The following is a 12,654-nucleotide window of genomic DNA, read 5'->3' as shown; positions in this document are numbered from 1 at the left end:
GCCGAATCTAAATTCCTGGCCGGCATAGTGGTCTCATCTCAAATGGCCAGAGCCAAAAGGCCGCGCGGCTCGTCGGGTTCTCGAAGGATGCGAATTGAGCTTGCGGCATGATTCTTCGAGAAGGTGGCTGCTCAGGATGAGGGAGCGGGCTAAGCAGCGCCCTTCTTGGTGGCGGGAACGTCGGTGAGGACGCCCATGATGTCGCTCTCCTTCATTCGCAATGCGCGCGTTTGGCCGGGATATCGCAGGAAACCTGCAGCCTCTCACCCCAACCCCTCCCCGTGAAGAACGGAGAGAGGGAGAACAGCCAGCTTTAGTCGATCACTTGGACGACCTTCTGCTGCTGCGGGTCAACCAGCACCACTTGGCCGCCGATAGCGAGATAGCGGTAGTTGGCGAGCTCTGGATGGTTGCGCGCCAGCTCTTCCGGCACCGGCCGTAGCGACAGACAGTTTGACGCGGAGGTTCCGCCTCCGCCGGCCGAAGGCGAGGTCGAGCCGACCGTCGTCGAGGAGCTGCGTACCACTTCCCTGAACCGCCTACGCGTGTCATCGTCGATGACAACACGGTCGCGGCTGTAAGCGGCCGCCCTGCTGTAACCCGGTCCGTCGTCCAGAATATCGACGACCTCGCGCCGCCGCGGATCGATAATGGCAACGCGATTATCGATCACCGTGTACTCGTAGTCCCGATATTGCGGCATGATCCGCACGATATCGGGCGGCAATCGACGCGCCTGCACGCCCCGCGGCAACCGCGTGCCCACGTTGACCTGGACATTGAGATTCTGGCTGGTGACAGTCCTGTCGCGCCGCAGCTGATCGACGACTTGCCTGCGCTGATCGTCGTCGACCGCACCCGAGGAAGTCTGGCGGTTCGATTGATCCGGCGCCTCGCCGGTCTTCTGGGTCTGTGTGTTGTCGGCCGGCCGCGAGCTCTGCTGCGGCGAGGACTTGGACGGCTGGACGGCCTGTTCGCGTTGCTCCTTGCGATCGCGATCGATCTGCTGCTGGGTCTGCTGCTGCTTCGTATCGGCCGGCCGGGTGGCGTCCTGCGCGCGGTCCTGCTTGGCTTGACCTTCGCGGCCCCGCAGCTTTTCCTCAGCCTGTTGCTTCTGGTCGGTAGCCGGCTTGGCATCGCGGCCCTGCTGCAGGTCCTTCTGCTGCGCCGTGCTCGAGGGTGCGCGCTCGCCACGGTTGGGCTGATCCTGGCTCTCCCGGGTCGGCTCCTTGGAGTTGCGGTCCTGCGGGTTCTGCGCCTCCTTGCTGCGCTCGGCCGGTGACGGGGCCTCACCGCGCTGCATGTCCTTAGCGCTGCCCTTCGACTCGGACTGCGCGCGCTCCTTGACGCGATCAGCCGCGCTGCCGCGATCCATCTCCTTCGACGGGGCGGCTGGACGGTCCATTTCCCTAGACTGAGATGCTGGTGACTGGGCGCGGGGGCTCTCTTCGCGCTTCTGCGAGCCTTCCGGCGATTGCGCAATGGCGGGACCGGCGCCAATCACCAACGCCATCGCTGTCGTGTAAAGCCAATTAATCCTCATGGGAGAATCTCCTGTTGGTTCCCCCCACGCGTCGGGATTGGGTAATCTAGGTAGCTGCGTTTCGATCCACCATGACGACGGTCAACCGGTGCCGGGTGATCTGATGCAGCTTGCTCAAAAGTGGGATCAGCGCCTCACACTCCATTGGATCCGCGGCGCAAAAGCCGGGCATGACATTAGGCCCGGGTGCCTGCACGAGGAAGCCAACGATAATGCTCACGGACTATCGGAATCGACAATCCAATAGTACCTGACTTCCCAATAGTCGTAGACGTCCTGATTGCGGGTTCGCGTTGTTTGCTCCCAGTTTTCGCCTGGTTCGATTTTTGGGGCGTTCTTGAGCTCCTCTTCGGTGATCTCGACTTGGAAGCCATCGGGCTTTTCGTTGTAGGTCAGCATCGACCAGGGTATCGGATAATGATCCTCGCCGATGCCGAGGAAGCCGCCGAAACTCAGGATCGCGTAGGCGATCTGGCCGGTGAGCTTGTCGATCATCAGGCGCTCGACTTTGCCGATACGCTTGCCGTGTAGGTCAAAGACCGGCATTCCTTCGACGCGGTCGCTAGATATGAGAGACGAAGTCTGGTCTGGTGTGGGTTGCTCCCAATAGCCATAAACCTCTTCATCGCGGTCACGGTTCGCTTGCTCCCAGCTTTCCCCTTGGCCGGCTTTCGGAGCGTTCTTGAGTTGCTGTTCGGTGATGCCCACGCGGTATCCGCCGAGCTCCTCATCGAAATCCAGCATCTGCCAGGGAATCGGGTAGTGGTTCGCGCCGATACCAAGAAAGCCTCCAAAACTTAGCACGGCGTAGATGACGCGACCGCCGGATTTGTCGATCACGAGGTGCTCGACCTTTCCGATACGCTTTCCTTGTGCGTCATAGACCGCAGTTCCTTCCACGCGGTCACTTGCGATCAGAGAGGGTGTAGTTCCGCGCTCGGTCGCGGATGCGCGTTGCATTGTGGTCACCATATCGTCTCCTCGATTGCCAACCGGGCTGCCTTTGCGACGCTCAGTTGCTTGGCCCCGGTGCTGATTGTTGCACTCTATTGCAGCACCTACGCTACAATCGCGCTCGTTGCATTGACGCTCGTCATTGCAGATAGGTCGGCGTTGCTCCGGGTTCGGCAAGCATGGCTTCCTCAACCAACTCTTGTGGAACCTAAAGCGAATGGGGGGCTGCATTCGCGAGCGCGACGGAACTGCACACGCGCTTGCTAACGGCCAAATCGCTATGGCGTGCGAGCTGCGAGACCAAAGGGAGCAGTGCGTAACCAATACCTACACGAAAGTTCATTTCCACAGCCGCGGAAATGATCTTCCAGGTTGACTGTTATCAAGGCCGGCTCCGGTGGATCATATAACTTCGCTTAAAGCACGAGCCGCTAGGCGCGATCCTCATAGCCTTCACAGCTCGCGGCCTTAACAGCTCTCGGCACGCAATCATGGAAACTTTCTTCCGCCGATTGAGCCTTATCATTCTCGTCGCGCTGCTAATCGGCACCGCTCAAGCCCGTGACGACGGCCGCTATTCGCTATCTCCCCTCAAGCCATGGTTCGATAGTCTCAAGTCCGGCAAAGGTCCATGTTGTTCGGTTACTGACGGTCTTGCGATTGCCGACCCGGATTGGGAATCGAAAGACGGTCATTTTCGTGTCCGCATCGACAACGAATGGATCGTGGTCCCCGATGATGCCGTGCTCACCGAGCCGAACCGGGTCGGCAGGGCGATGGTGTGGCCGATCAAGGGGCTGTCGGGCATCACGATTCGATGCTTCATGCCGGGCAGCATGACGTGATCTGGACTGCGATCCTTGTAGATTCCGTGACGTGCGCTGAGAGGACGAGAGACAAGGCGGAGCAATTCAGCATGAGACACTCGCGCGAACGCCTGCTGGAGATTGCCGAGGAGTACGATCGGCTTGCCCAGCGGGCGTCCGAACGGCAAGTAGCCGCCACGGAATCGGTTTGATCGCTCAGCGGCCCGACCGTCGTGCAACAGCTTCGCGCCTTTCTCGAGATAGCGCGGACCAGTCGAAGCGGTCAGCCGGTGCACACCGCCGCAGCGGCATGATGTCAAAGAAGCGGAGGCTATTATGCGCGTACCGCACACATTGCACTACTCTGTGCCATCACCGGGAACCACGGAAGCGATCCAGCTTGGTTGCACGTGCCACGTGATCTGCCATGAGACCAAGGCGGAGGAGTTGGAGTCCGCTGGCATGCTTGCGGCTCCCGACGCGAACTGTCCGGTCCATGGCAGCGCCGCTCAACTGGAAGAGCACAACTGAGCCGGATCGTGGGCAAGCCCAAATGGTTGATGTGAGGTCCTCACTCGCGAGAGGCCTCGACTTATCGACGCCTGCCATCAGCATCCGTCAGGTACCAATGGAGCACCGCATGAACAGAGATGTACCCTATGCGATCATCTTCGTGATCGCGATGGCTTGCGTTGGCGCTGTTCTGATGCTTTGGGCGATGGAAGGGACCGGTGGCGGACGACGATGGGAGCGCCAGGCCTCCGACACACCGCGAAGCGCATATGCCCAACCTCACGCGAGCCCCGTTCCTGCGCTGCCTGAGCCCACCAATGACACCCGTGCCTACAGCACCAGGGGAAGCAGCGGTCCCCCCAAATGAGAGCCGTAGTGTGGTTGATCAGACTTCTGGGAAGCTTTCGATCGCTGAGAAGCTTAGACCGCCGATGAGGTTTAGCGCATGGCGCGGGCTGAGCACCGGCGCGTTCAGTGGCGCCGGGTTGAAATTTCATTGGCCACCAAGCGATCGGCGGAGAATGGTTTGTGCCGAACGATGGCTGAATACGAACCTGACCGGAGCGACCGGGCGCTGCGAATAGCTGGAGGCGATTGTGATTCCCTTTTCAGTACTGGACCTCGCGCCGATCAACGAAGGCAGCGACGCCACCCAGGCCTTCCGCAACTCGCTCGATCTCGCCCAGCATACCGAGCGTTGGAATTACAGGCGCTTCTGGCTGGCCGAGCATCACAACATGCCGGGCATCGCAAGCGCTGCGACCGCGGTGGTGATCGGCTACATTGCCGGGGGCACCAAGACGATCCGGGTGGGGTCGGGCGGCATCATGCTGCCGAACCATGCGCCGCTGATCATTGCCGAGCAGTTCGGAACGCTGGAGTCCCTTTACGAGGGCCGCATCGATCTTGGTCTCGGCCGCGCTCCCGGAACGGACCAGCGAACGGCGGGTGCTTTGCGGCGGAGCCTGGCGGCAGGCGCCGAAAGCTTCCCGCGCGACGTCGTGGAACTGATGGCGCTGCTCGGACCGGTGCAACCTGGTCAGGCCGTGCGGGCCGTTCCCGGCGCCGGGCTCAGGGTGCCGGTCTGGCTCTTGGGTTCCAGCACGTACAGCGCGCAACTCGCCGCAACGCTCGGGCTCCCATTTGCATTTGCGTCCCACTTTGCGCCGGGAGAGCTGTTCAACGCGCTGAGCATATACCGCTCCCGGTTTCAGCCGTCGCAATTTCTGCAAGCGCCGTACGCCATGGTAGGCGTCAATGTCTTTGCCGCCGATTCTGATGCGGAGGCGCAGCGCCTATTCACATCGTTGCAGCAGCAGTTCATCAACTTGAGGCGGGGCTCACCGGGACCGCTGCCGCCGCCGGTCGACGACATGGATCGGCGCTCCTCGCCCACAGAGCGGGCGATGGTTAAGGAGTCGCTGGCTTATTCGACCGTGGGCAGCCCCGCCACCGTGCAAAGCGGGCTGGTCCGGATCATCGCGGAGACCCGGGCGGATGAGCTCATTTTGACGGCCCAGATCTACGACCATACGGCACGACTGCGCTCGTTTGAAATTGCCGCTGAACTTCTTCCGGAGGCCGCTGCGCTGGCCGCCAGCATCAGCTGAAACCCGTGCAACTAATCCAGTAGATGCAGGATGATGCATATACCTTCATCGTTGACGCCGAAATCCAACCTGTGACCCTGAATCTGCAACGCTCCCGGCCGGACATTGGCAGCGACGACGGAAATATTCGCAGCTGCGTACGCACTGGGCAACGGTCGGCCAATGCGCGCCGTACGGATTTAACCCAAAGCCAGTCGTTGAAATCGCCGACCGCCACTAGGCTGGCGATCGCGCGGGCCTGCGCTTGGCGCTCATGAATCGAGAGAGCGAGGTGGGTAGCGAGGACGGTGACCTCGCGGAGGGTTGTCCGGATGCGGACGTGATTGCGCGGCGCGGTTCCCGTTCCTGATAGGAGACATCTGTAATCACGAGCGGGGCTGCGAACGGAAGTCTGCCAAGCAGGACCTGACCGTAGTCGCCGTCCGCGGTATCAGGTATTGCCAATATTTGATATATCATGTATCAAGTGGCACGAAACGCACGGGATCTGCATGAGGACGCTCATCTTCGGAGTGGTGGCGGACGATCTGACGGGAGGCATGGAAACGGCCGCCATGCTGGTCGCTGCCGGGATCGAATGCGGATTTGTCACCGACCCCGACGTCGTCGACAGCTGCGGCGATGTGCCTGCTATCGTGATCGCGCAGAAGACACGGGTGATCCCCGCGGGCGAGGCCGTCAGCATGACAGAGAAGGCGGCACGGGCGCTACTTGCGCGGGACGCCAGGCAAATCTTCTTCAAATATTGTGCGACGTTCGATTCCACCGACCAGGGCAATATCGGCCCGGTCGCCGACCTGCTGATGCAGCTGACCGGCGCCGAACACACTGCCTTCTGCCCGGCTTCTCCCGCCCTTCGAAGGACTGTCTATAACGGCCATCTCTTTCTCGGGACCGAGCTGATCTCGGACTCGCCGAAACGCCATGATCCGCTGACGCCGATGACCGATTCCGATCTGGTTCGGGTTCTACAGCGTCAAACGCGGGCCAAGGTTGGCCTTTTGGCGCATGCGCTGGTCAGTGCCGGCGCGGAGGCGGCCGGACGCGCGATCGCGGAAGCGGCGGCTCGCGGTATCCGCTACTTCATAACAGACGCGATCTACGATCGGGATCTCGATACGCTTGCCGCGCTCACCTGCGATTGGAAGCTGATGACGGGCAATGCGACCATCGTGCAGCACTATCCGGACATCTGGAGGGCTCGGGGGCTCATCGGCGCCACCAGGAGACCGCCCTGCCTGCGCGCGGTTGGCGGAGGCGGCGTGGTTCTCGCCGGGAGTTGCGCCGAGCGGACGTTGGAGCAACTCGCCGAATTCGAGAAGAGTCATCCGGTGCTCCGCATCGATCTCCTGAATGCCAGGGATGTGGCGGCGACGGTTGGCGATGCGCTCGACTGGGCACGACCACGGCTGCATCACGGTCCTGTCGGTTTCGCCACTTCGGGCGCGCCCGAGGCCGTCAAGATGGCTCAGGAGCGATACGGCCGTGAAGGCGCGGCGCAACTCGCCGAAGCCATTCTTGGCCGGCTCGCTGTCTCTCTTCGCAGTGTCGGCGTGCGGCGCTTCGTCGTGGCCGGTGGCGAGACGTCTGGTGCAATCGTCGAGCACCTCGGCATCAGACGTTTGCGGGGCGGTCCTTATGGTGGACCCGGCATCGGCACTGCGGTGACCGAAGACGAGGATCCGGTGGCCCTTTGTCTCAAGTCTGGCAAGCTGGGCCCCGTCGATCTGTTCGCGACCACGCTCGAAGTGATGCTGGATCCTGGGAGAGCCAATTGAACGAGCGCGAACTCAGACAATCCGTGCTGGATATTGTGGCGCGCCTGGAGGCCAAGGGATTCAACCACGGCAGCAGCGGAAATGTCAGCTGTCGTATCGGAGACGACGTTCTCATCACGCCGACCGGCGGCAATAGCAGCAACACGACGATTGACGATCTCGTCCATCTGAAGCGCGACGGAACGGTGGTCGGCGGCGGCTTGCCCTCCAGTGAATGGCACATGCATCTGGCGATCATGAACGCCTATCCGCATGTGAACGCGGTGGTTCACACGCATGCCGACTGCTGCGTTGCGTTGTCCTGCCTCGCAAAGCCAATTCCGTCATTCCACTACATGATCGCCAGCTTTGGCGGAAACGACGTGCCTTGTGCGCCCTACGCCACATTCGGCACCAGGGCTCTCGCCGATAGCGCAGTCGCTGCGCTGAAACAGCGCAAGGCCTGCCTGCTCGCGAACCACGGCATGATTGCCGTCGGCAAGGGACTGCAGGCGGCCTTCGACCTCGCCGTGAAGCTCGAAACCCTTGCCCGACAGTATCTACTCGCCTGTCAGGCCGGCGCGCCCGCGATCCTTGCCGACGACGAGATGGCGCGGGTGGTCGAGCGCTATGGCAGCTACGGCCGCGCTGGTCTTCCGGCCTGAGAAGGACAGCTCCATGGAGATCACCGGCAAGACCAAGATCATGTTCGTGCTCGCCGATCCGATCGATCATGTGCGGGCGAGTGCGGTCATGAACGCCTATTTCGCATCGATCGGCGACGACCTTGCTGTGTCGCCGATCCATGTCCTCTCAGGCGATCTCGGCCGCGTCGTTGCAACCATCAGGCTCATGCGCAACGTCTACGGCTTCGGCGTCACGATCCCGCACAAGACCTGCGTGATCGAGCATCTGGATGAAATCACGCCGACGGCACGGCTCATCGGCGCGGTCAACTTCGTCAAGCGAACGGCCGAAGGGCGCCTTGTTGGCGACAATCTGGACGCGCGGGGATTCATCGCCAGCCTCGCTCAGCATGACGTTGCGGTTCGCGATCGGAAGGTGCTCCAGGTCGGTGCTGGTGGCGCAGGACGCGCAACCGCATTTGGCCTGGCAGAGGCCGGCGCGCGCGAAATCACGATCATGAACCGGAATGGGGAGAAGGCCCGCGCGCTTGCGGCTGCCGTAGCTGCGCACTATCCGGCAACGAAGGTCAGCGCCGGCCGTGCGGACGCGCGCACCTTCGATCTCATCGTCAATACGACGTCGCTCGGCATGAAACCGGATGATCCGCTCCCACTGGACATCGAAGGCGTGGGTCCGGGCGCCACCGTCAGCGACATCATCGTCAATCCTGCAATCACGCGGCTGCTCGCAAGGGCGGCTGCGCAGGGCGCAACGGCCATCGGCGGAAAGCCCATGCTCGATGCGCAGATGGCCCTTGTCGCGCGGTTCGTTGCGCGATAGCCTGATATATCAAATATTATATCGAACCGGGGGAGCCCGACTGAGAATTGAAGTGCAAGGGCTGTCGCCCTGCATCGAAGGCAAACGGAAGGGACGTGAGACTCCGTGAATATTGCATCGGCAACACAATCGGCGTCGGGCGCATCGATCCGCATCAGTCGCCTCGAGAAGCGTTTCGGCGCCGTGTCCGCCGTCGATGGCGTCGATATCGATATTGCTGCCGGTGAATTTATCGCCCTGCTCGGACCGAGCGGCTCCGGGAAGACCACGATCCTGATGAGCGTTGCCGGATTCGAATTCCCGACCAGCGGCAGCATTCACGTCGATTCCGAAGACCTGACCTATGTCCCTTCGAACCGGCGCAACCTGGGAATGGTGTTCCAGAACTACACGCTGTTCCCCCACATGTCGATTCTCGACAATGTCGCCTTTCCCTTGAAGATGCGCGGTCTGCGGACGGCTGAACGCCATGCGCGCGCCGAAGCCGCGCTCGCGACCGTGCGTCTGGCGGGCTATGGCCATCGTCGTCCGAATGAGCTGTCCGGCGGCCAACAGCAACGCGTGGCGCTGGCGCGCGCGATCGTCTATCAGCCGCGCGTGCTGTTGATGGATGAGCCGCTCAGTGCGCTCGACAAGAACCTGCGCGAAGACATGCAGCTCGAGATCAAGCGACTGCATGCCGAGCTTGGCATCACCGTCATCTTCGTTACCCACGACCAAAGCGAGGCGCTGACCATGGCCGACCGGATCGCTGTCCTGAAGGATGGCAAGATCCAGCAGATCGGGCCGGCGCGCCAGCTTTATGAAAGGCCGACGAATCTCTTCACGGCCGGCTTCATCGGCGAGATGAATTTCGTCGGCGTCACCGTCGAAAGCGTCGGCGACAACGTCTCGGTGGCACTGCCATGGGGTGAAACATGGCGCCTGCCGGCCACGGCGGCCGTCGAGCCGGTTGCAGCCGGCGAAGCAGCGCTGCTGGCCGTGAGGCCCGAGCGGCTGCAACTTGGCGCCGGTTCGGGCGGGCAAGTCATCACTGTGACGCTGAGCGACATTGTCTATGCTGGGGCGGCGCTGCTTTTGATCGGTCGTCTGCCTGACGGCACCGAGATGCGCGCGCGAATTCCTGGCGCCTCGCAGCTCAGCGCCTTGGCCCCGGGCGACGTCGCGTCCTTTACCGTCCCCGTGGAGGCAATGCTGCTTTACCGAGGGAGCCGGCGATGACGGAGGCGCGGCGATCGCATTTCTGGCATTCCGACGGTCGCCGGCTCAGCGGCCTGTCGACGCTGCTGCTGCTCCTGCCATTCTTCGCCATCATCGCCTTCGTCTTCGTCTATCCGATCCTGCAGCTCCTGGTGATCAGCATCCTCGAGCCGCATCCAACCTTGGAGAACTACGCGCGCGTCGTTGAAAATCCGGTTCACATGCGCGTCCTGATGCGCACGCTCTGGACCGCGACGCTGGTGACGGCTTTGTCGGTGGTTCTCGGCTTCCCGGTGGCCTATTACATGAGTCGGGCGAAGGGGACGGTCGCGGCGCTTGTTGCGGTCTGTGTCATCCTGCCGCTCTGGTCGAGCGTCCTCGTGCGCACCGCCGCCTGGTCCTTTCTGTTCCAGCGCAACGGACTGATCAATTCGGCGTTGATGGCTCTCGGTCTGACCTCTCAGCCGTTCAAGCTGCTTTATACCCAGAGCGCGGTGGTCATCGCCATGACCCATGTGCTCTTGCCGTTCATGATCCTGCCGATCTACGGCGCATTGCGCAGCATTCCTGACGACTATGGGCGTGCGGCCGCCGTGCTCGGCGCGACGCGTCTGCGGACCTTTCTGGAAGTCATCCTTCCCTTGAGCCTGCCGGGCGTCGTCTCCGGCTCGCTGCTGGTGTTCCTCACTGCGCTCGGCTTCTTCATTACGCCCGCGCTGCTCGGCTCGCCGCAGGAGATGATGATCTCGACGCTCGTTTCGAAACAGATCCGTGAGGTGCTCGATTGGCCCTTCGCTGCGGCTCTGGTCGGGGTGCTGACCGTATTCGTGACGTTGCTGGCGATCATCTTCAGCAAGACGCTCCGGTTCGACCGTCTGATGGGGAATGCCTCGTGAAGCCGCCTGCTGACCGCGGATCGCTCGCGCTGGGGGCCTATGTCTATGCCGTGCTGGCCTTCATTATCGTGCCGCTAGTTATCGTCATTCCGATGTCGTTCAGCCAGAACGACTATCTGGCATTTCCGCCGTCCGGCTTCACGCTGAAATGGTACTCGGAATATTTCGACAGCAGGCAATGGCGTGCCGCGACCTGGCTCAGCGTGCAGGTGGCCTTGCTGACTGCCCTTTGCGCGTCGGCGATCGGCACGGCCGCGACCTATGCCATGATCCGCGGCCGTAGCCGGCTGGTCACGGCTTTCCAGATCCTCCTGATCGGGCCGATCATCGTGCCGCATATCGCGCTTGCCGTCGGCCTCTATCTGTTCTTTCAGACGATCGGTCTCTCCGGCACCATTCCCGGCTTCGTGCTGGCGCATACGGTGCTCACCCTGCCGTTCGTCGTGTTCACGATGGCCGCGGCCTTGGCAAAGGTCGATGCCAATCTGGAGGCGGCGGCCATGAGCTGCGGCGCGACACGCTTCCAGGCCTTCCGCCTGGTCACGTTGCCACTCGTCCTGCCGAGCCTTGCCAGCAGTGCGCTGTTTGCCTTCATCATCTCCTTCGACGAACCGGTGGTGTCGTTCTTTTTGTCCGGTGTGCGCCAGAAGACGCTGCCGCGTCGAATGTTCGAAGACATCGAGCAGAACCTGACGCCGGTGATTCCCGCGATCGCGACACTGTTGATCGTCTTGTCCATTTTGATTCTGCTGGGGGCCCATGTCCTCAGATCCCGCAGCGTCACCCGGTAGCGTCAGGTGAGAAGCCAGAGAGGAGACCGTCGATGTTGAGAACAGGTTGGATGTGGAAGTCGGCAGCTTTCGTGCTTGCTTTGGCGCTTTGCGGAGCGTTGCCGGCCGCGGCTGAAAAGCTGGAAGACCAGTTGGTGATTGCCACGACCGGTGGTCTGATGGGCAACACCCTCGCGAAATATTTCTACGATCCCTTCAACAAGGCCAAGAATGTCGAGATCGTCCCGGTCGCAATCGAGGTCCCGGACCAGTGGGCGCGCGCCAAGGCGATGCAGCGAACCGGCAAGGTGGAGTTCGACATCGTCACGGCAACAGGTCCCGATCTGGTGGGGCGCACCGACCTGCTCGAGAAGATCGACTGTGCGAAATTGCCGAGCGTCCAGAAGTTCGGTGTCTCCGACGCCTGTCAGCCCTACGGTGTTGCCCGCACGACCGGCGGCATGCTGATCACCTACAATACCGAGACGTTCAAGGACAAGGCGCCCAGGACATGGGCGGACTTCTGGGACGTCAAGCAGTTTCCCGGGCCGCGAGGACTGCCCGATACCGGCGACAGCGATTGGTGGGTGCCGGTCGCCGCGCTGCTCGCCGACGGCGTCAAGCCGGAGCTGCTTTTCCCGCTGGACATCGGTCGCGCCTACAAGAAGCTGGACGAGATCCGTCCCAATGTCGCGGTATGGTGGAAGACGGGCGATCAGGTGCAACAGATCATGCGCAGCCGCGAGGTCGTCATGGCCATGAGCTACTCAGGCCGCGCGCTTGCCGTCGTGAAGGAGGGCGTACCGGTCGCCATGTCCTGGGACCAGGCCATTCGCGACACCGGTTACATGGCTGTTCTCAAGGGGGCGCCTGACCTCAATGCCGCCATGGCCTATCTCGACTTCTTCTATGCAAGCTCCGATGCGCATGTGCCGTTCATGCGCGCCGTCAACTATGCGACGGCCAGCAAATCGGCCATCGAGCTGCTGAAGCCGGAGGAGCGCAATCTCTACGCGACTTCGCCGGAGAATTACGAAAAGCTGGTCAAGCCCGATTTCGCCTGGATCGGCGAACATCGTAACGAGCTGCGGGAGCGGTGGATGGCCTGGCTGACCCGCTGATCCGCGGCAGCCGCCTC

General features: G+C 62.0%; 10 protein-coding genes and 2 pseudogenes. 9 read left to right on the top strand and 3 right to left on the bottom strand.

Going from position 1 to position 12,654, the window contains the following annotated elements:
• Window positions 1–313: 313 nt before the first annotated feature.
• The 3 genes and pseudogenes from XH98_RS02075 to XH98_RS02065 all read right to left on the bottom strand — a co-directional run.
• Complete coding sequence (locus XH98_RS02075; RefSeq protein WP_271617657.1) at window positions 314–1,543, bottom strand: DUF1236 domain-containing protein; 1,230 nt, start codon at window positions 1,541–1,543, stop codon at window positions 314–316.
• Window positions 1,544–1,759: 216 nt separating this feature from the next.
• Window positions 1,760–2,095: pseudogene (locus XH98_RS02070) on the bottom strand (PRC-barrel domain-containing protein); the annotation flags it as partial.
• A 51-nt stretch (window positions 2,096–2,146) separates the two neighbouring features.
• Window positions 2,147–2,515, bottom strand: a pseudogene (locus tag XH98_RS02065) (PRC-barrel domain-containing protein); the annotation flags it as partial.
• 473 nt (window positions 2,516–2,988) lie between these two features.
• Between XH98_RS02065 and XH98_RS02060 the strand changes: the two are divergent.
• The 9 genes from XH98_RS02060 to XH98_RS02020 all read left to right on the top strand — a co-directional run bounded on the left by XH98_RS02060 (window position 2,989) and on the right by XH98_RS02020 (window position 12,637).
• Window positions 2,989–3,342 (top strand): hypothetical protein, encoded by a 354-nt coding sequence (locus XH98_RS02060; protein ID WP_271597197.1) that lies wholly within the window; start codon window positions 2,989–2,991, stop codon window positions 3,340–3,342.
• 1,070 nt (window positions 3,343–4,412) lie between these two features.
• Window positions 4,413–5,426 carry an LLM class flavin-dependent oxidoreductase gene (locus tag XH98_RS02055; RefSeq protein ID WP_271617656.1) on the top strand — a complete coding sequence of 338 codons (1,014 nt, stop codon included), beginning with the start codon at window positions 4,413–4,415 and terminating at the stop codon, window positions 5,424–5,426.
• 491 nt (window positions 5,427–5,917) lie between these two features.
• Window positions 5,918–7,204 (top strand): 3-oxo-tetronate kinase, encoded by a 1,287-nt coding sequence (otnK, locus tag XH98_RS02050; protein WP_271617655.1) that lies wholly within the window; start codon window positions 5,918–5,920, stop codon window positions 7,202–7,204.
• Entirely contained in the window at window positions 7,201–7,848 is a 648-nt protein-coding gene (locus XH98_RS02045) for a class II aldolase/adducin family protein (protein ID WP_271617654.1), read from the top strand. The genes otnK and XH98_RS02045 overlap by 4 nt, the downstream gene beginning before the upstream one ends.
• Entirely contained in the window at window positions 7,814–8,650 is an 837-nt protein-coding gene (locus XH98_RS02040; RefSeq protein WP_271617653.1) for a shikimate dehydrogenase family protein, read from the top strand. Before XH98_RS02045 ends, XH98_RS02040 begins: the two co-directional genes overlap by 35 nt.
• Window positions 8,651–8,761: 111 nt before the next feature.
• Window positions 8,762–9,871: an ABC transporter ATP-binding protein gene (locus tag XH98_RS02035; RefSeq protein ID WP_271597227.1), complete on the top strand. Its 1,110-nt coding sequence runs from the start codon at window positions 8,762–8,764 to the stop codon at window positions 9,869–9,871.
• Complete coding sequence (locus XH98_RS02030; protein WP_057751283.1) at window positions 9,868–10,746, top strand: ABC transporter permease; 879 nt, start codon at window positions 9,868–9,870, stop codon at window positions 10,744–10,746. The genes XH98_RS02035 and XH98_RS02030 overlap by 4 nt, the downstream gene beginning before the upstream one ends.
• On the top strand, window positions 10,743–11,537 hold the full coding sequence (locus XH98_RS02025) for an ABC transporter permease (protein ID WP_271617652.1): 795 nt from the start codon (window positions 10,743–10,745) through the stop codon (window positions 11,535–11,537). Before XH98_RS02030 ends, XH98_RS02025 begins: the two co-directional genes overlap by 4 nt.
• A gap of 32 nt (window positions 11,538–11,569) precedes the next feature.
• Entirely contained in the window at window positions 11,570–12,637 is a 1,068-nt protein-coding gene (locus tag XH98_RS02020; protein WP_271617651.1) for an ABC transporter substrate-binding protein, read from the top strand.
• Window positions 12,638–12,654: the final 17 nt, after the last annotated feature.

This window comes from Bradyrhizobium sp. CCBAU 51745 (genome assembly GCF_028128715.1).
GTDB classification, from domain to species: Bacteria; Pseudomonadota; Alphaproteobacteria; order Rhizobiales; family Xanthobacteraceae; genus Bradyrhizobium; species Bradyrhizobium manausense.
The sequence above is the reverse complement of the archived record's forward strand: the minus strand, read 5'-3'. Positions and strand labels throughout refer to the sequence as shown.

Coding starts and splice junctions, on each gene's coding strand:
- XH98_RS02075 (WP_271617657.1), bottom strand. CDS start 1,543: ATGAGGATTAATTGGCTTTACACGACAGCGATGGCGTTGGTGATTGGC.
- XH98_RS02060 (WP_271597197.1), top strand. CDS start 2,989: ATGGAAACTTTCTTCCGCCGATTGAGCCTTATCATTCTCGTCGCGCTG.
- otnK (WP_271617655.1), top strand. CDS start 5,918: ATGAGGACGCTCATCTTCGGAGTGGTGGCGGACGATCTGACGGGAGGC.
- XH98_RS02040 (WP_271617653.1), top strand. CDS start 7,814: ATGGCAGCTACGGCCGCGCTGGTCTTCCGGCCTGAGAAGGACAGCTCC.
- XH98_RS02030 (WP_057751283.1), top strand. CDS start 9,868: ATGACGGAGGCGCGGCGATCGCATTTCTGGCATTCCGACGGTCGCCGG.
- XH98_RS02020 (WP_271617651.1), top strand. CDS start 11,570: ATGTTGAGAACAGGTTGGATGTGGAAGTCGGCAGCTTTCGTGCTTGCT.